The following is an 18,648-nucleotide window of genomic DNA, read 5'->3' on the forward strand; positions in this document are numbered from 1 at the left end:
CCTCACACCCCGCCTCAGACGGAGAAGGCGACGCGCGCGAGCCGCACCGGGCCGCGCAGTCCGAGGCGGACTTCGTGCACACCGGCCGCCACGGCGACGGGGGCGCTCATGGTGGCGTAGTCGTACGGACCGGCCGTGCCCGGGGACAGCGCGAGCACGGCCAGCACCGGACCGTCACCCAGTGAGAGTTCGACCGTGCCCTCACCCGCGGCCTCCACCGTGATCCCGGCAGCCCCCTTCGCGAAATCACAGTCACGGAACAACAGTTCGCCCGAACTCCGGCCGGCCACAGGGGCGACGGAGTCACCCGAGGTCTTCGTACGGTCCACGATCTCGGTGCCGCTCTGGTCGTCGAAGTCCACCGCGTCCAGGCCGGCCGCCATGACCGGCCGGGGGAGGGACGGCTCGCCGTCGAGCTCGACGGTCCGGGTGAGGCGGATGTCCTCGCTGGACGCTCCGACGAGGATCTCGTAGGGACCCGGTGCCACCCGCTGACGCCGCTGCGCCACGTCCCAGAACGCGAAGGCCGACATGGGCAGGCTGAAGGCGACCTCGGTGACCTCGCCGGGCGCGAGCGTCATCCGCCGGTGCGCGGCCAGTTCCCTGCGGGGCCGTGGCACCGAGGGCTCCACGGCCCGGGTGTAGAGCTGGGCGACCTCGTCCGCGGTGACGTCACCGGTGTTGGCGACCGTGAAGGACACGTGCAGCGTCCCGCCCTCGACGCGGGTCGTGAGGCCTGCGTAGGAGAAGGACGCGTACGACAGGCCGTGGCCGAAGGGGAAGAGCGGCGTCCCCTCGAAGTAGAGGTACGTCTGGCGGCCGCCGATCACGTCGTAGTCGAGGAGGCCGGGAAGATCGGAATCGCCGGCGTACCAGGTCTGCGGGAGGCGGCCGGCGGGGGAGACGTCGCCGGCCAGGATCCGGGCCAGGGCGCTGCCGGCCGCCTGGCCGCCGTGGGCCGTCCACAGCAGCGCCGGCACCTCGGCGTGATCGACCGCGTACGGGTACGCCGACACCAGAGCCAGCACCGTGTTCGGGTTGGCCGCGCGGGCCGCGCGCAGGAGTCGCTCCTGGTGGGCGGGCAGGGCCAGGGTCGTACGGTCCTCGGTCTCGCGTCCGTTGATGTGCGGATCGTTGCCCGCGACCACCAGGACCACGTCCGCCTGCGAAGCGGCCCGGTGCACCGCGTCCTCGCCCCTCTCGACGAAGACGACCTCGAAGATCTCCCCGCTCCCGGCGGCAACCTTCAGGCCGTCGGCGGCGACAGAGACGGGGAGGCCCGTAGCGACGTGCCGGAGGAGGTGCCCGTTCCCGTGCGGTTCCAGGCGGAACGTCTCCTGGACGACCCAGCCCCCGGGCTGGTCGGCGGAGGCCCGGACACGGCCGTCCTCGGCGACGGAGAGGTAGCGGCCGTCGGAGGCGCGCAGGGTCGCCGCGCCCTCGCCCCAGTCGACGAGGGAGAGCTCGGTGCCCGTCGCGCCGGTGGTGAGCGGGGGCAGGTCCGTCCGGCCCGCGAGCAGGGCCGGGTCGAGGGCGCCCGCGGCGCCGCGCACCTCGTCGTCGGCGACCGCCTCGGGTACGTGCAGGAAGGTTCCGGCCGAGGTCTTCAGCAGGATCCGGTCCGCGCCCTCCGCGAACCGCACCTCTTCCGGGCCGAACCGCTCGTACAGGCCCGCCAGCGGCGTGGAGCGGTGCAGGAGCGTGCCGCTGTACCAGTCGAGCTTGCACTCGTCGGCGAGCAGGCCGACCACCGCGATCCGGGCACCGGACGCCAGCGGCAGCAGGCCGCCGCTGTTCTTGAGCAGCACGACGGCCTGCTCGGCCGCCTCCTGGGCGAGTGCCCGGTGGGCCGGGGTGTCGAAGTCCGCGGTGAGCGCGTGGGGGTCGTGTGCCGGGTCGAACTCGCCGAGGCGGAAGCGGACCGAGAGCTGGCGGCGGACCGCCGCGTCGAGGTCCGGCTCGGTCAGCAGGCCCTGTGCCAGGGCGCCGCGGATCCGTGCGGTGATCTGCGAACTGTCGGTGCCGTGGTCGGTGAAGCTGTCGACGCCGGCCAGCAGCGCGGCGGCCGTAGCCTCCTCATGGGTGCCGAAGTAGTGCTCGGAGTCGACCAGGTTGGAGGGCGCGCCGGCGTCCGAGCAGACCAGCAGCTCCTCGTCGGTCCAGGTGCGCAGATGCTCGCGCAGATACGGCGAGATGTGGTTCGGGCGGCCGTTGACCAGGTTGTACGCCGGCATCACACCGGCCACCGCGCCCGCTTCGACCGTCTCGCGGAAGGCGCGCAGGTCGTACTCGTGCAGGACGCGCGGGCGGACCGAGGAGGAGGTGACGTCGCGGCCCGTCTCGTTGTTGTGGGCCAGCCAGTGCTTGAGGACGGGCGCGGTGCGCCAGTACGCCGGGTGCTCGCCGCGCAGCCCGCGCGTGTAGGCGGTGGCGATGGCCGAGGTGAGCTTCGGGTCCTCCGAGTAGCCCTCCTCGTTACGGCCCCACAGGGGGTGGCGCAGCAGGTTCACGGTCGGGGCCCAGACGTTCAGCCCCACGCGGTCGTCGCGGGTGCGCATCGCGCGGACCTCCTTGGAGACCGCCTCGCCGACCCGTCGTACCAGATCCGTGTTCCAGGTCGCGCCCAGGCCCACCGCCTGCGGGAAGACGGTGGCCGGGCCCATCCAGGCGACGCCGTGCAGGGCCTCCTGACCCGTGCGGAACGCGGCGACGCCGAGCCGCTCCACGGCGGGCGCGAACTGGTGCAGGAATCCGATCTTCTCGTCGAGCGCGAGCCGCGACAGGAGGTCGTCGATGCGCTTCGCGAAAGGAAGCGTCGGGTCGCGGAAAGGTGGTGGTGTGTGTGGTGTATGTGCGGACACGCGAGATCCCCTTGAGGTGGAGCGGCAGGTGCTTTCGAAGCGCTTCGATGCTCGTCAGGCATGAGGGTGGGTGTCAAGGGATCCACGCCCGTGCCTCAAGCAGCGCATACGAAGAGTCCCTTCCCGGCCACGAGGGAATCTTGGAAGCCACCCTTGTGCGCCCCTGGGTGTTCACTTAACCTCACTGCAACATCGAAGCGCTTCGACTGTCATGCGCGTCGCAGTGGTCGGATGTCCGCTTCAGCTGAGTCAGTTCCAGTCACGACACCGCAGCCGACGGCCCCACCGCCGGGTGACCAGGTGCGCCATGAAGGGTTGACGCAATGACGCCGAATGCCGCCTCCTCCGGACCGAGCCGGAGAAGCTTCCTCGCCTCCACGGCGGTCGCCACCGCGGCGGTGGCCGGGGGAATGCCGCTGCTCACCGCCTGCGGCGGCTCGGGCAGCGGGACGCCCAACGGGACCACGGCGGGCAAGGGCGCCGACAAGCTGCTCCCGACGTACGTCGCCAGCACGGTCGCCAAGCCGGACCTTCCCTCGAAGAACGGTTCGTCGGACGGCTACATCGCCAAGGTCGACCTCGCGGCCCTCGCCGCCTCGGTCCCGGCCAAGCTCGGCACCGGCGCTCCCCTCAAGATCATGTCCCCGCTCTGGGGCACCCCGCCGAAGGCCGGGTGCGCGTACTACGAGGCGGTCGACGCGGCGGCGGGCACCAAGGTCACCTGGCAGAACCAGGACGGCAACACCTACGGCGAGAAGCTCGGCGCCGTCCTCGCCTCCAGCTCCGTACCCGACATGGTGGTCGTGGCCAACTGGCACCTGGTCGGCAAGATCGCGAACGCGGTCACCGCGAAGTTCATGGACCTCGGCCCCCACCTGGCGGGCGACAAGGTCAAGAAGTACCCGAACCTGGCCGCGATTCCGTCCGACGCCTGGCGCATGGGCATCTTCGGCGGCGCGCTGCGCGGTATCCCGATGCCCGCCGCCTCCGCGAACTTCATCGTGCCGTACTACCGCAAGGACCTCTTCGACAAGAAGGGCTGGTCCGTACCCAAGTCGGCCGACGAGTTCCTCACCTGGGCCAAGGACGCCACCAGCGCCAAGGCCAAGGTGTGGGCCTGCGGTGACATGAGCTGGCTCTCGGGGAGCATCTTCGGCGCCTGTCCCAAATGGAACATCGACGACGACGGCAAGCTCAGGTACGCCATCGAGCGGCCCGAATACCTCGAAGCCCTGGAGTGGACCCGCAAGCTGTTCGACGCCGGCGTGGTCCATCCCGACGACATCGCGCGCTCCGGCAACGCGGGACAGCGCTTCACCGCCGGAGAGATCCTGGTCTTCAACGACGACATGTCCACCTGGTACCAGAAGACGGCCGAACAGGCCCAGGCCAACCCGGGCTTCCAGATCGACGCCATGGACATCTTCGGCGCCGCCGGCGGCAACCCGACGCTGTGGGCGTCCTCGCCCGCCATCATCTGGTCGCTGATCAGCAAGGACGCCTCGAAGGAGACCGTGGAGAACGCGCTGGCCGCCGCCAACTTCTCGGCCGCTCCCTACGGCACCAAGGAGCGGATGCTCGTCGACTACGGCGTCGAGGGCACCCACTACACGGTCAAGGACGGCGTCCCCGTCAAGAACGACCAGGGCAACTCCGAGGTGATCAACGCCTGGACGATGCTGGCGGCCCCGGCTCCCTACTACGCCCACCCCGACTTCCCCGATGTCGCCCGCAAGCAGGTCGAGTGGCAGCAGCGGATGGGGGCCTTCATGAAGAAGACGTCCATATACGGCATGACCATCGTCGAGCCGACCCGCTACGCCAACCTCGCCAGCCAGCACGAGCAACTGCAGATCGACTACGTGCGGGGCAACAAGAAGCTCTCCGACGTGCAGGCCGCCATCTCCACCTGGAGGTCCTCCGGCGGCGACGAGCTGCGCGACTGGTACAAGAAGCTCCTCGACGAGAACGGCAGCGGCAACTGATGTCCCTCACGGCCGGGAGCAGGCCCGACGGGACCCGTTCCCCCGCGGCCGCCGAGAAGCCGACGCCGGTCGCGCTCGCCGCCGCGGGGGCGAAGGCCGGGGCCGCCACCGCGGGGACGAAGGTGCGGGTGCGAAGCGGGAAGAGCAAGGCCGGCAGGGTCGCGTTCCGGATCCGGCTGCGCCGTGACCGTGCGCTCATCCTGATGACGGTGCCCGTCATCCTGCTGCTGTTGCTCTTCAACTACCTCCCGCTGCTCGGCAACATCGTCGCCTTCCAGGACTACGACCCGTACGTCTCCAGCAACGGCATCACGGCGATCTTCCACAGTCCCTGGGTCGGCTTCGAGCAGTTCTCGCGGATGTTCGAGGACCCGCTGTTCTGGAGCGCCACCAAGAACACCCTCCTCCTGTTCGCGCTCCAACTGGTGCTGTTCTTCCCGGTCCCCATCGCCCTCGCGCTGCTCATCAACAGCGTGATCCGGCCCCGGGTGCGGGCCGTGGCGCAGGCGATCATGTATCTGCCGCACTTCTTCTCGTGGGTCCTCGTCGTCACCGTGTTCCAGCAGCTCTTCGGCGGCGCGGGCGTCATCGCCCAGACCCTGGAGCAGCACGGGTGGAGCGGCTTCGACCTGATGACCAACGCGGACCTCTTCAAGTACCTGGTCACCGCGCAGTCCGTGTGGAAGGACGCCGGCTGGGGGATCATCGTCTTCCTCGCGGCCCTGTCCGCCGTCAGCACCGACCTGTACGAGGCCGCCGCCATGGACGGCGCGGGGCGCCGGCGCCGCATGTGGCACGTGACGCTGCCCGCGCTGCGCCCGGTGATCGCGCTGCTGCTCGTCCTCAGGGTGGGCGACGCGCTGAGCGTCGGATTCGAGCAGTTCCTGCTCCAGCGGGACGCGGTCGGCGCGGGGGCCAGCGAGGTCCTCGACACGTACGTGTGGAACATGGGCATCCAGAACGGCGACTTCAGCTACGCGGCCGCGGTCGGCCTGGCCAAGGGGCTCATCGGAATCTGTCTCGTCCTGGGCGCGAACAAGTTCGCGCACCTGCTGGGCGAGCAGGGGGTGTACAAGAAATGAGCCTCAACACACAGCTCGTCCGCAGCCTCAAGGCCCCCGCCCGCCCCGTGTGGGAGGAGTCGCCGAGCAAGGCGGGACTCGCCGCCAAGAGCGGCTTCCTCCTTCTCTGCTGCCTGGGGGTGCTCGCTCCGCTGTGGATCGTGATCGTCACCAGCCTCTCTCCCAAACCCGTGATCGACCGGGTCGGCGGCCTCGTCGTGATCCCCCGGGGCATCACCTTCGTCAACTACACCGAACTGCTCGGCGGTGGCCAGGTCAGCCGCGCGATCATGGTCTCGACCGGTGTCACGCTCTTCGGCACGCTGTTCTCGATGACGGTGTCGGTGCTGGCGGCCTACGGCCTGTCGCGGCCGGGGAGTCTGGGCCATCGGTTCTTCCTGATGACCATGATGGCGACCATGTTCTTCGGGGCCGGCCTCATCCCGACGTATCTCCTGGTGCAGTCGCTGGGGCTCACCGACACCTATCTCTCGCTGGTCCTGCCGAGCGCGGTCAGTGTCTTCAACATCCTGGTCCTGCGGGCCTTCTTCATGGGGATCTCACCCGAACTCACCGAGTCTGCCCGCATCGACGGGGCCAGCGACCTGCGCATCCTGCTGACCATCATCATGCCGCTGTCGCGCGCCGTGCTGGCCGTCATCTCGCTGTTCTACGCCGTCGGCTACTGGAGTTCCTGGTTCAACGCCTCCATCTACCTCTCCGACCAGGAGATGATGCCGCTGCAGAACGTGCTCATCCAACTGGTCCAGAAGCACACCGAGGCGCCGACCGGCCTCCAGCAGGCGGTCCGCACCGGACAACTCTCTTCGCTGGGACTGCAGATGGCCGTCATGGTCCTCGCGCTGATCCCCGTCGCGATCGCCTCCCCCTTCGTCCAGCGGCACTTCAAGAAGGGCATGCTCACCGGCGCAGTCAAGGGCTGAAGCCGCCCCCTCCGGTCCGCCTCGCCACCGACCGCTGCCGCCCGCACTACGAGGAGCCCCTCTGATGCCCGACCTGAGCGATGCGACACGAGGCCGTGTGCTCTTCGGCGGCGACTACAACCCGGAGCAGTGGCCCGAGGAGACCTGGCGCGAGGACGTGCGGCTGATGAAGGCGGCCGGGGTCAACTCGGTCACCCTCGGCGTCTTCTCCTGGTCGACGCTGGAACCGGCCCCCGGTGCCCGGGAGTTCGGCCTACTGGACACGCTGATGGAACTGATGCACGAGAACGGCGTCGGCGTCGTCCTCGCCACCCCGACCTCCTCGCCCCCGCCCTGGCTGGGCCGGCTCCACCCGGACACCCTGCCCGTCACCGAGGACGGCCGCACCGAGTGGTGGGGCGGCCGGCAGCACTTCTCGCACTCCAGCGCCACCTACCGGCGTTATGCCGCCGCCATCACCGAGGACCTCGCCGCCCGCTACGGCAGCCATCCGGCGCTGACGATGTGGCACATCAACAACGAGTACTGCACCTTCGACTACGGCGACGAAGCCGCGGCCGCCTTCCGCCGCTGGCTGCGCGAGAAGTACGGCACCCTCGGCGCCCTCAACGAGACCTGGGGCACTGCCTTCTGGAGCCAGGGCTACGACACCTGGGACGGCATCCTGCCGCCCCGCCTGCCCCACTACATGCGCAACCCCACCCAAGTGCTGGACTTCCGGCGCTTCACCTCCGACATGCTCCTGGAGTGCTACGCCGCCGAGCGGGACATCGTCCGCCGCCACACCCCGCACCTGCCGGTCACCAGCAACTTCATGCCGCTGTGGGTGGGCCAGGACGCCTGGCGCTGGGCGCAGGAGGAGGACGTGGTCTCCGTCGACATCTATCCGGATCCGCGCGACCCGCTGGGCGCGCAGAGCGGCGCCCTCGTCCAGGACATGACCCGCTCCCAGGCGCGCGGGCCGTGGATGCTCATGGAGCAGGCCGCCGGGCCCGTCAACTGGCGGGGCGTGAACCACCCCAAGCCCCGGGGGCTGGGCCGGCTCTGGTCCCTCCAGGCCGTGGCCCGGGGCGCCGATGCCGTCTGCTACTTCCAGTGGCGCCAGTCCCGCCAGGGCGCGGAGAAGTTCCACTCCGGCATGGTCAGTCATGCCGGGGAACAGGGCCGTACCTTCCAGGAGGTCAAGCAGCTCGGAGCGGATCTGGAGCGGATCGCCTCCGGGGTGAGCGGCCGGAACGTCACCGCGGACATCGCGGTCCTGCACGACTGGAACGCCTGGTGGGCCGGAGCCCAGGACGGCCGACCGTCCAAGCTGGTGGACTACCCGGACATCCTGCGCGCCTGGCACCGGGCGCTGTGGCAGGCGCACTTCACCACCGACTTCGCCCACCCCGAGCACGACCTGACGCCGTACGCCGTGGTCGTCGTGCCGCAGCTGTACGCGCTCACCGACGCAGCGATCGACAATCTCCTCGCCCACGTCCGCCGGGGTGGCACCCTCGTCTGCGGCTTCCAGACCGGCGTCGCCGACCAGGACGACCGGGTCCGCGCCGGCGGCATGGATTCCCGGCTGCGCGAGCTGTTCGGCATCCGCACCCTGCACGAGTGGTGGCCGCTGGACGCGGGGGAGAGCGTCACCTGCGAGGGCTTCAGGGCGTCCCTGTGGTCCGAGGAGCTGGAGGCCGACGGCACCGCCGAGGAGACCGCGGCGTACAAGGGCGGTGAACTGGACGGACTGCCCGCGGTCCTGCGCAAGGGCCGGGCCTGGTACCTCTCCACGCTCCCGGAGCCGGAGGCGCTGCGCGACCTGCTGGCCCGGATCGCCTCCGACGCGGGCGTCCGGCCGGTGCTCGAAGGCCTCCCCGAGCAGGTCGAGGCCGTCCGCCGGGGCGAGGCGCTGTTCGTGCTCAACCACGGCCGCGAGCCGGTGACCGTCGAGGTGCCCGGCACCCACCACGACCTCCTGACCGGGACGGCCGTCACCGGCCGGGTGACCCTCGGCCGCCACGGCGTGGCGGTGCTCCGGTCGTCGAAGCCATGACTTCTTCCGGTGGCGCCCACCCGATCGATCGCGTCGCCGGAGAGGATCGCGTCCCCCGCCAGGGGGCGCAGTAGCACTCCCGCAATTTCCCCCCACCCATGGAAGGGACACCATGGTCAAAAATGCGATGCGCAAGATCGCCATGACGGTGCTGGCGCCGGCGATGGCTCTCGGAGCCACCGTCGGGCTGGCCTCCGCCCCCGCTTCGGCAGCAGTCTGGAACTCCTGCGACCAATGGGGCAGCACCAGCCTGAACGGCTACAAGCTCTACAACAACGTCTGGGGCTCCGGTACCGGAAGCCAGTGCATCTGGGCCAACTCCGGGACCGGCTGGGGTGTCTGGGCGAACCACCCCAACACCGGCGGCATCAAGTCCTACCCCAACTCGACGAAGGCGATCAACAAGACGATCGACTCCCTCGGCCGGCTCACCAGCAGCTACAACGTCAGCGTCCCGTCGTCCGGCGCCTACAACACCTCGTACGACATCTGGGACACCGGCCACCGGTACGAGATCATGCTCTGGGTCAACTACAACGGGGCCGTCGGCCCGATCGGCACCTGGCAGGCCACCGTCTCGCTCGGCGGACACAACTGGAACGTCTACAAGGGCACCAACGGGTCGAACCAGGTGTTCTCGTTCCTGCGGACGTCCGACTCCAACTCCGGAACCGTGGACGTCAAGCCGATCCTCAACTGGATCGCGCACACCAAGGGCTGGATGCCCGGCAGCGAGACCATCGGCGACGTCCAGTTCGGCTATGAGATCACCTCGTCGTCCGGTGGCCTCAACTTCACCACCAACAACCTGACCGTCAGCGGAGGCTGACCCGAGACCTCAGGGCCGAGGCCGGTCCGCGCCTTCACCGGGCGCGGACCGGCCTCGGCCCGCAGGCGTTTCGGCCCCGCAGGCGTGTCGGGTCAGGAGGCGGGGGAGGGCGCCGACCCCGTGCTCTCCCGTACGGTCAATTCGGGTGCGATGAGCACGACTTCATCGGTTCCGCGGCCGTCGAGCTTGGCGACCAGACGGTCGACCGCGTGCCGGCCCATCTCCTGTGCGGGGATGGAGACCGACGTCAGCCGCACCGAGGCCTGGACGGCCACCTGGTCCGGGCAGATCGCGACCACCGACACGTCCTCGGGCACGGCGCGGCCCTGGCGGCGCAGCAGGGCGAGCAGCGGCTCGACCGCCTGCTCGTTCTGTACGACGAACCCGGAGGTGCCCGGGCGCTCGTCGAGGATGCGGGCGAGGGTGACGGCCATGGCGTCGTAGCCGCCCCCGCACGGCCGGTGCAACATCCTCATGCCCAACTCCCGGGCCCGGGAGCGGAGTCCGTCGAGAGTGCGCTCGGCGAAGCCGGTGTGCCGTTCGTAGACCGCGGGGGCCTCGCCGATGACGGCGATGTCGCGGTGGCCGAGCGTCGCCAGGTGCTCGACGCACAACGCGCCGGTGGCCTTGAAGTCGAGGTCGACGCAGGTCAGCCCCGAGGTGTCGGCGGGCAGCCCGATCAGTACGGACGGCAGGTCGGTGCCGCGCAGCAGCGGCAGCCGCTCGTCGTCGAGTTCGACGTCCATCAGGATCATCGCGTCGGCGAGCCCACTGCCGGTGACGCGGCGGACGGCGTCGGGCCCCTCCTCGCCGGTCAGCAGCAGCACGTCGTACCCGTGGGTCCGGGCCGTCGTGGCGACCGCGATGGCGATCTCCATCATCACCGGCACGTACATGTCGGTGCGCAGCGGAACCATCAGCGCGATGATGTTCGACCTGCTGCTGGCCAGGGCGCGCGCACCGGCGTTCGGGTGGTACCCCAGTTCGCGAATGCTCTGTTCGACCCGCAGCCGGGTGGTCGCGGAGATGGACCGCTTGCCGCTGAGGACATAGCTCACCGTGCTCGCCGACACTCCGGCGTGCTGGGCGACCTCGACGAGGGTTACCATCTAGCTCTCCCAGTCTTGTGAAACGCTTCGACAGTCCGCGTCATACCCTATACGTGGTGTTCCGCACGCCGACCCTAGCTCCAGCACGGACGCGTGTCCAACCCTGAGTCGAAGCGCTTCGACGATCTGGGTGACGTGCCCCGGCCGCCCGGGGGAGCGGGCGGCCGGGGCGCGGGCGGGGGCGTGGCGCGTCAGGAGACCGTGCCGGTGACCGCGCTTGCGGACTTGGTGACGTGGTAGGTAGCGGTGGCGCCGCTGTAGAAGTGGAAGACCAGCGTCGCCGGCTGTCCGTCGTGGAGCGCGCTCAGGAACTCGGGGGTCAGGATGATCGTGCCGTTCGGGTAGTCGGGCGAGAACGCCTTGTTGAACTCCTGGTAGGGGTTCCAGTCGATCGGGCCGGCGTTGGTGCCGTCGGCGTAGGTGGCGTGCATGGCCGCCAGGTCGTTGCCCCGGTACTGGGTGGGGACGGCGAACGAGTCCGTGGTGCCGGTGGCGGCCGCCACCGACGGAGCGTCGTTGGTGACGATGTCGATGTTCCAGGGCAGCCCACTGGTGAACCGGGCCTGGAGCGTCGAGTTGACGCCGTAGGCGCGGTTGCCGACCAGGCGGGTGAGCGCCTTGGCGGTGAAGGTCAGCCGGTTGCCGGTGACGGTGTAGTCCCGTCCGGCGACCAGCCTGGTGTCGCCCTGCCACAGTCCCCGGAAGAAGGTGCCGTTGAGGTTCAGGGTGAGCGACTTGTCCGTGACCGGGCCGGACTTCGGGACGAAGACCTTGTCGAAGGATGCCGTGCCCGAGCGGGTGGTCCAGCTCGACTTGATCGCGGCGAACAGGGCCGGGTCACGCCACTGGAGGGTGTCGCGGTTCAGGTAGCCGAACGCGTCCCACAGGGCGGTGGTGAAGCCGTACTTGCGGGCCCCGTAGCCCACGTGCTCGTAGTACTTCAGCGCCTCGCCCCGCTCGATGCGGGAGGGATGGAACTGATCGGGAAAGCCCAGCAGGCCGTACTCACCGAGGTAGAGCGGGATGCCCCTGGCGACGAAGGTGCGGTACATGGCGGCGAAGGAATCCTCCAGGTGCTTCTGCGCGACGTCGTCGTACAGGGTGCCGCCCGCCACGTTCACGCTGAACGGGTACCAGCTGTAGAAGTGCACCTGCGCGATGAGTTGACGGTCCTTCAGCGAGGTGATCGTGGTGTACAGGTTGTCCAGGTGGACCTGGTCACCACTGCCGCCCGGCGTGGTCAGCGACAACATGCGGTTCGCGTTCGCGCCGCCCGAAGCGCGGACCACGGAGTGGAACGAGGTCTGCAGCTCCTTCAGGTAGGAGGCCTTCTGCGCGTCCGTGGCGTTGGCGAAGCTCGGCTCGTTGATGCCCTCGAAGACCAGGGTGCGCGGCGCGTCACGGAAGGTCGAGGAGATCTGGGACCAGGTGGAGTTGAACCGGGCCATCACCTTGTCGTGGTCGCTCGTGATCTTCTCGACCCACATCCACGAGTCGTGGTGGACGTTGAGCACCACGTACAGGCCGTCGGCCAGCGCCCAGTCGACTATCTGCTTGACCCGGGCCATGTAGGCGGCGTCGATCGTGTACGGCGCGGTGGTGGACTGGTGGTCGGTCCAGGTCACCGGGATGCGGACGCTGCGGAACCCCTGGCCGGCGATGGTGTCGAACGTCGCCTTGGTGGTCTGCCCGTTGCCCCAGGACCCCTCGTCCGGGATGGCGTCCAGGGTGTTGCCCAGGTTCCAGCTGGGCTGCATCCGTGCGACGGCGTCCATGGGGTTGTCCGGAACCCGGACCACCGGCCGCGACGGCTTGCGGTGGTCGTCGGGCCCGGCCAGCGCGGTGCCGGCGCTCAGCCCCAGCATGACGACCAGCGTCAGCAGCAGGGCGGCGAGGCGGCCCGGGCCGCGGCCGCGGTGCTGCGCGCGGCGCCGTATGTCCTTCATGTGTCATGCCTTTCGGTCGGTCGTACGGGTGGGGGGCCTGGTTCAGCCGTCGAGGGGCTCGTACTCGAACCAGTCGAAGTGGACGCTGCCTTGAGCGGCGTACATGCCGATGACGCGGCCGGTGAAGCCGCCGGCCACCTCGGTCGACAGGTAGCGGCCGTCGAGGGCCGCGAGCTCGGTGAACGTGCCGTCGGGCTGCTCGACGCCGAGTCGGACGAGGTCGGGGCCGGTGCACGGTCCGTGCGGTGGCGGCTGCGTGATCGTGACGACGAGGACCACCGGCCCGGCGGGCACGGAGCGTGCGGCCACGACCGTGCTCAGGGGGCCGACGCGCGCGACGACCCGTACCTGCGAGCCGGACGCCTCGATCGCGTAATGGTGCTGCTCGTCGAGGCGGACGGCGAGGCCGCCGCGCCCTTGCGAGGGGTCGGTCAGGGTGCGTGCCCGGCACGCGAGGTGCTGCTGGCGCCGACCGGTGAACACCGCGTCGGGTTCGTCCAGGGAGCCGCCCCGCGCCCGCAGCGTCAGCCAGCCGGGGCGCTCCTTGGTGGTGCAGTGTTCGGCGGACCGGTCGCGCAGGGAGATCCAGGAGGGGCGCAGCTCGGCGAGGTCGAAGCCGTCCCGCTGTTCCTCGACGGGGCCGGGGAAGAGCGGCCACGGGAGCTCCGGCAGCTCCAGGGAGACCTCGCCGACGACCGGCCAGTCGTCCACCCAGGTCACGGGGGTCAGGAAGGTCTCCCGGCCGAGCACGTGCCAGCCCGGCGTGCCGCCTCCCGGTCGGACGCCGAGCAGGACCATCCACCAGGAGCCGTCGGGGCCTTGGACCAGATCGGCGTGCCCGGTGTTCTGGACGGGTCGGTCGGTGCCGCGGTGGGTGAGGACCGGGTTGGCCGGGCACGGCTCGAACGGGCCGGCGGGCGTACGACCGCGGGCGATCGACACGGCGTGGCCGCGTTCGGTGCCGCCCTCGGCGATGAGCAGGTACCAGTAGTCGCCGATCCGGTACAGGTGCGGCGCCTCCGGGGCCTTGGCGCCGGGCCCGCCGGACCAGAGTCGGCGCGGGGTTCCGTACGTCTGCCCGGTGGACGGGTCGAGACGGATCTGCGAGCCCCCGGCGACCATGCACCAGCAGGTGCCGTCCTCGTCCCAGACCAGGTCGGGATCGATGCCGGGGACACCCGGGGCCCAGACGGGGTCCGACCACGGTCCGGCGGGGTCGGTGGCCGTGACGATCAGATTGCCGCCGCCCTCGCTGCAGTTGGTGACGATCAACCAGAAGCGGTCGTCGTGGTGGCGCAGGGTGGGGGCGTAGATCCCGCCGGAGGACCACGCGTCGGACAGGCGTAGTTGCTCCGGCCGGTCCAGGACGTTGCCGATCTGTGTCCAGTGCACCAGGTCGCGGCTGTGGAAGAGGGGAACGCCGGGGAAGTACTCGAAGCTGGAGCAGGCCAGGTAGTAGTCGTCGCCGACCCGGCAGACGCTGGGGTCGGGGTGGAAGCCGGGGATCACGGGGTTGGTGGAGCGTCCGTCCGGCTGGCGCAGCGGGGGCACCCGATGGGTCCTCTCGTCGGCGGGTGATGCGGGCGTGGGGTGGTGGTGCGGAGCCTGTGTCACACGGGCTCTCAGGGAGCACCCGGGGCCGTGGGGGTGATGCGGAGCAGGACCGCGGACGGCGCGGTGGGCAGGGTCAGGCTCAGCTCGGCCGTGTCGGGCATCCAGGCGGGAACGGCCCGGCTCACCGAGGGGTAGAGCAGGTCGACACGGGCGGCGGTGTCCCGCAGGTGGGGCAGGTGCAGCGTCGCCGTGGCGTCGGCTCCGGGGCGGCGCCAGGCGGTGAGGTAGGTGGCGGCGGGAGTGTGCAGGGCCAGGGCGACCCAGGGGTCGTCCCAGGCGGGAAGGCCCAGCGGCCAGGCCGGCACGGCGTACGGCAGGTCGGCGCGCACGGCCTTGTATACCGCCACCGCCTCGTGGACCAGGGCGCGGGCCTGCGGTTCGAGTTCGGTCAGGCGGCCGGAGAGGTGGACCCGGCCGAGGAGCGCGCTCGCCATGGTGAAGGCCACCTCGTCGAGGGAGTCCTCCGGCTGGGGGTACGCCCAGACGGCACCCTGTTCGGGGGTGACGGCGGTGGGCGCGGAAGCCGCGATGGGCGCGTAGCGGGCGAGATTCTGCTGGTCGCTGGTGGACTGCAGCTGCATCCGGGAGAGCAAGGCGTCGTCCCAGCGCATGCCGCCGGAGGCGCAGTTCTCCAGCACCAGGTGCGGGTAGCGGTCGAGGACGCCGTCGAGCCAGTCGAGGTGCGCCCGGTTGTGGCCGAGCAGGCCGGCGCCCGGGGTCTCGCCGGGGTGGGCGCTGGTGCCCGAGCCGGGGTCGATGTTGTGGTCGAGCTTGAGGTAGCCGACGCCCCACTCGCCGACCAGGCGGTCCACGACCCGGTCCACGTGGGCGCGGGCGGCCGGGTGGCGCAGGTCCAGGTGGTGCCGGCCGGCCTCGGTGACGCGGGCGCCGTCGCGGCGGAAGAACGCCCCGTCGGGCAGGGACTTGGCCATGGGGCTGCCTACGCCGATCACCTCCGGCTCCAGCCACAGGCCGGGAACCATGCCGCGCTCCCGGATGCGGTCCAGCACCTCGTGGATCCCGCGCTCCCCGGGGAACCGGGAGGCCGCGGGCTCCCAGGCGCCGACGGTGGTCCACCAGCCGCCGTTGTCGTCGTCGTACCAGCCGGCGTCGATCACGAAGTACTCCGCGCCCGCGTCGGCGGCCGCGTCGACGAGCGGCAGTAGCTTCCCGGTCGTGGGGTCGCCCATCAGGCAGTTCATGTAGTCGTTGAAGATGACGGGCAGGCGCTGGTGGTCGGCGTGCGGGCGGCGCCGGGCGCGGCGGTAGCGGGTCAGCGCGGCGAACGCGGCGTCGGGCCCTCCGTCGGCGCTGAAGGACAGGGCGGCGGGGACGGTGCGGAAGGCGGTGCCGGGTTCGAGGGAGCGCCGCCAGCCGTGCTGGGTGTCGGTGGGTCCGAACAGGGCCGCGTAGGCCGCCCGATCGTGCTCTGCGCACTCCCAGCGCCAGCCCCCGCCGTTGTGCTCGATCTGCCACACCCACGTGCGGCCGGTACGCCGGTCCGTCAGGCCGCCCATGGGCAGGCGGCCGCAACTGGACCAGGTGCCCTGTCCGTTGAGGGCGAAGCCGGCTCTGCCGTGCCCGTTGGTCACCCGTCCGCCGTGGGCCGGCGTGGTCAGGCGCAGCGGCTGTCGCCGCCAGCGGCACTCGGTGAGCCAGTCGTTCTCCGCCCACAGCAGGTCCGCGTCATCGACGGCCGCCGGATCCTGCGGGGTCAGGCAGCCCACCGCGAGCGAGCTGACCGACTCCAGGTGCAGCGATGCACCGGGGATGTCCCGCGCTTCGCCGGGTGGTCCGAGGTGCGTCAGGCGAGGGCTGCCGTGGTCATCGAGGGCGATCTCGAGGTGGAGGGCCTCGTGCCCCCAGTGGAAGGTCTCTGGTTCCTTGGTCATCATGGCCCCCATCGAGGTCAGTGCCCGCGCAGAACCGCGCAACCGCCGGGCGGCAGCTCGTGCACGGGGACATCGGTGAGCAGGTCGTGCGCCGGTTCCGGCAGGGACACGGTTTCGGAGGTGTGGTTGAGCAGGACCTGCCAGCGGCGGCCGTCGGGTGCGTGCCGGGTGACGGCTTCGACACCGGCCGGCAGGCCCGGCGCCTCCGGCTCGACACCGGCCTCCTTGAGCAGGCGGCCGACCAGGGCCGCGTAGTCCGCGTCGTTCAGGCGGGTGGAGAGGTACCAGCCCTGTCCGCTGCCGGAGCGGTGCCGGGTCAGGGCCGGGCTGCCCGTGAGCATGCCGTGGGTGTAGGTGGCGAGCGCCTCCGCGCCCTCCGTGCGCAGGGACTCGCTCCAGAGCGTGCCGTGCGACCCGTCCGACAGGGTGATGCGTTCATCCGTCCGCAGCGGCCGGTGCTCCTCGACGCGGATGCCCAGCGCCTCGCGCAGCGGGCCCGCCGGATAGCCGCCCAGCCGGGCGTGCATGCGGTCGTCGACGAACCCGCTCGCGTGCTGGACGAGGAGCGTGCCGCCGCCCTCGACGTAACGGCGCAGGTTCTCTGCCGCCTTGTCGGACTGCAGGAACAAGGACGGGGCGATGACGAGCCGGTAGCCGCTCAACTCGTGTTCCGGGTGGGCGAAGTCGGCCGTGACGCCCGCGTCCCACAGCGCCCGGTGCGCCCCGGCGAGCGGCGCATGGTAGTCGAGCCGGGCGGAGGGCAGGCCGTCCGCCTCCAGTGCCCACATGGCGTCCGGGTCGTCGAGTACGGCGACCGGCGCGGTGACCGTGGATCCCGCCAACTCGCCGAGCCGCGCGACCGCCTCGCCGGTCCGGGTGACCTCGCGGAAGATGCGGCTGTCGGGCCCCGCGTGCGGAAGCATCGCCGAATGCCAGGTCTCGGCCCCGGCCCGGGACTGGCGCCACTGGAAGAAGAGGGCCCCTTCCGAACCGCGCGCGATGTGGCCGAGGCTGTGGCGCAGGATCTCGCCGGGCTCCTTGCCGAGCACCTGTTCGCCGTCGTAGAGGGTGCTGGTGCCCTGTTCCATCAGCAGCCACGGGCGGCCGCCGGCCAAGGAGCGGGAGCGGTCGGCGTAGAAGGCGACGTGGGCGCAGGCGTCCAGTCCGGGCTCGGACGGGTACTGGTCGGAGGTGACGACGTCGAGTTCGCGGGCGAAGGCCCACAGGTTGAGCCTCAGGTAGTAGGGCAGCATCAGGTTCGTCGTCACCGGGCGGTCGCTGTGCACGCGGATCGCGTCGCGCTGTTCGCAGTACGCGGAGATGATCTCGTCGCCCCAGAAGCGGTGGAAGTCCACCGTCTGGCCGGGGTTCTTGTGGTACTGGGTCGCACGCGGCGGCAGCACCTGCTCCCAGGACGTGTAGCGCTGGCTCCAAAAGGCCGTTCCCCAGGCCTCGTTGAGGGCGTCCAGTGAGCCGTGGCGGGCGCGCAGCCAGACCCGGAACGCGGCGGCCGCGTGGTCGCACCAGCAGAGCGTGCCGTATTCGTTGTGCACGTGCCACAGCGCGAGGGCGGGGTGGTCGCCGTACCGCTCCGCGAGCGCGAAGGCGATCCGGCGGGCCGCGCCGCGGTAGGCGGGGGAGGCGAGGCAGTAGGTGTCGCGGCTGCCGTGGACGAGGCGGGTGCCGTCGGCCCGGACCGCCAGTGCGTCGGGGTGGGCCAGGGTGAACCACGGGGGCGGGGAGGCGGTCGGGGTGGCCAGGTCGACGGCCACGCCGTTCGCGTGCAGGCGGTCGATGTGGGCGTCGAGCCAGGTGAAGTCGTAGCGCCCTTCCTCCGGTTCGAGCAGGGCCCACGAGAAGACGCCCACCGTGGCCAGGTTGACCCTGGCCCGTCGCATGAGGTCGTCGTCTTCCTTCCAGATCGGCTCGTCCCACTGCTCGGGGTTGTAGTCCCCGCCGAAGGCCAGGCCACCCAGGCGATCGGTGATGCTGCGAGTCGTCATGACGGTTCCTCGAGTACGGAGAAGTCGAGTCGCGCTCTGACGGAGCATCAGAGTCGATGTGGGGGCAGCGCTCGGCGACGGCCTTCCTGTGGCGGCGCTGTCGAAGCGCTTCACCTCAGGCGACAAAAAGTAACGGACAAGTTTCGTAGGAAACAAGGGCCTCTGGCTCAAGAGTGGCTTCTACTGGCCCGTTGGCGGCCCGTCCGGGCTGGTGAGGACGTCGAAGCGCTTCGATCGCATTTGGTTCTGCGCCCTGAGCCGTACGACACGCGCCGGGTAACAACCCCAGCCGGGCGGCGAGCCGACCCGTTGGCGGCAATCTTGGGGGAACTATTGACGGAGGTATTCCGCATGCCTACTGTC

11 protein-coding genes are annotated in these 18,648 nt (G+C 70.6%); 5 read left to right on the forward strand and 6 right to left on the reverse strand.

The window, feature by feature from the left end:
• Nucleotides 1-14: 14 nt before the first annotated feature.
• A complete protein-coding gene (locus OG490_RS36360; RefSeq protein WP_330300537.1) occupies nt 15-2,861 on the reverse strand; it encodes a glycoside hydrolase family 3 C-terminal domain-containing protein in 2,847 nt (948 codons plus the stop codon).
• A 323-nt stretch (nt 2,862-3,184) separates the two neighbouring features.
• Between OG490_RS36360 and OG490_RS36365 the strand changes: the two genes are divergently transcribed.
• The 5 genes from OG490_RS36365 (at nt 3,185) to OG490_RS36385 (ending at nt 9,721) form a co-directional block, all read left to right on the forward strand.
• Complete coding sequence (locus OG490_RS36365) at nt 3,185-4,846, forward strand: extracellular solute-binding protein (protein ID WP_330300538.1); 1,662 nt, start codon at nt 3,185-3,187, stop codon at nt 4,844-4,846.
• On the forward strand, nt 4,846-5,928 hold the full coding sequence (locus OG490_RS36370) for an ABC transporter permease (RefSeq protein WP_330300539.1): 1,083 nt from the start codon (nt 4,846-4,848) through the stop codon (nt 5,926-5,928). The genes OG490_RS36365 and OG490_RS36370 overlap by 1 nt, the downstream gene beginning before the upstream one ends.
• Nucleotides 5,925-6,851, forward strand: coding sequence for a carbohydrate ABC transporter permease (locus OG490_RS36375; protein WP_330300540.1), 927 nt, complete (start codon nt 5,925-5,927; stop codon nt 6,849-6,851). The genes OG490_RS36370 and OG490_RS36375 overlap by 4 nt, the downstream gene beginning before the upstream one ends.
• Nucleotides 6,852-6,915: 64 nt before the next feature.
• Entirely contained in the window at nt 6,916-8,892 is a 1,977-nt protein-coding gene (locus OG490_RS36380; protein ID WP_330300541.1) for a beta-galactosidase, read from the forward strand.
• A gap of 112 nt (nt 8,893-9,004) precedes the next feature.
• Complete coding sequence (locus tag OG490_RS36385) at nt 9,005-9,721, forward strand: glycoside hydrolase family 12 protein (RefSeq protein ID WP_330300542.1); 717 nt, start codon at nt 9,005-9,007, stop codon at nt 9,719-9,721.
• 92 nt (nt 9,722-9,813) lie between these two features.
• Here OG490_RS36385 and OG490_RS36390 read toward each other — a convergent pair whose 3' ends face one another.
• The 5 genes from OG490_RS36390 to OG490_RS36410 all read right to left on the reverse strand — a co-directional run bounded on the left by OG490_RS36390 (nt 9,814) and on the right by OG490_RS36410 (nt 18,285).
• Complete coding sequence (locus tag OG490_RS36390) at nt 9,814-10,830, reverse strand: LacI family DNA-binding transcriptional regulator (RefSeq protein ID WP_330300543.1); 1,017 nt, start codon at nt 10,828-10,830, stop codon at nt 9,814-9,816.
• Between the two features lie 191 nt (nt 10,831-11,021).
• Nucleotides 11,022-12,776: a cellulase family glycosylhydrolase gene (locus tag OG490_RS36395; RefSeq protein WP_330300544.1), complete on the reverse strand. Its 1,755-nt coding sequence runs from the start codon at nt 12,774-12,776 to the stop codon at nt 11,022-11,024.
• A 42-nt stretch (nt 12,777-12,818) separates the two neighbouring features.
• Nucleotides 12,819-14,327, reverse strand: coding sequence for a glycoside hydrolase family 43 protein (locus OG490_RS36400; protein WP_330300545.1), 1,509 nt, complete (start codon nt 14,325-14,327; stop codon nt 12,819-12,821).
• Nucleotides 14,328-14,398: 71 nt separating this feature from the next.
• Nucleotides 14,399-16,282 (reverse strand): glycoside hydrolase family 36 protein, encoded by a 1,884-nt coding sequence (locus OG490_RS36405; protein ID WP_330300546.1) that lies wholly within the window; start codon nt 16,280-16,282, stop codon nt 14,399-14,401.
• A gap of 17 nt (nt 16,283-16,299) precedes the next feature.
• Nucleotides 16,300-18,285: a beta-galactosidase gene (locus OG490_RS36410; protein ID WP_330300547.1), complete on the reverse strand. Its 1,986-nt coding sequence runs from the start codon at nt 18,283-18,285 to the stop codon at nt 16,300-16,302.
• Between the last annotated feature and the right edge of the window lie 363 nt (nt 18,286-18,648).

This window comes from Streptomyces sp. NBC_00503, assembly GCF_036346895.1.
Lineage (GTDB): Bacteria > Actinomycetota > Actinomycetes > Streptomycetales > Streptomycetaceae > Streptomyces.

Coding starts and splice junctions, on each gene's coding strand:
- OG490_RS36365 (WP_330300538.1), top strand. CDS start 3,185: ATGACGCCGAATGCCGCCTCCTCCGGACCGAGCCGGAGAAGCTTCCTC.
- OG490_RS36370 (WP_330300539.1), top strand. CDS start 4,846: ATGTCCCTCACGGCCGGGAGCAGGCCCGACGGGACCCGTTCCCCCGCG.
- OG490_RS36375 (WP_330300540.1), top strand. CDS start 5,925: ATGAGCCTCAACACACAGCTCGTCCGCAGCCTCAAGGCCCCCGCCCGC.
- OG490_RS36380 (WP_330300541.1), top strand. CDS start 6,916: ATGCCCGACCTGAGCGATGCGACACGAGGCCGTGTGCTCTTCGGCGGC.
- OG490_RS36385 (WP_330300542.1), top strand. CDS start 9,005: ATGGTCAAAAATGCGATGCGCAAGATCGCCATGACGGTGCTGGCGCCG.
- OG490_RS36390 (WP_330300543.1), bottom strand. CDS start 10,830: ATGGTAACCCTCGTCGAGGTCGCCCAGCACGCCGGAGTGTCGGCGAGC.
- OG490_RS36395 (WP_330300544.1), bottom strand. CDS start 12,776: ATGAAGGACATACGGCGCCGCGCGCAGCACCGCGGCCGCGGCCCGGGC.
- OG490_RS36405 (WP_330300546.1), bottom strand. CDS start 16,282: ATGACCAAGGAACCAGAGACCTTCCACTGGGGGCACGAGGCCCTCCAC.
- OG490_RS36410 (WP_330300547.1), bottom strand. CDS start 18,285: ATGACGACTCGCAGCATCACCGATCGCCTGGGTGGCCTGGCCTTCGGC.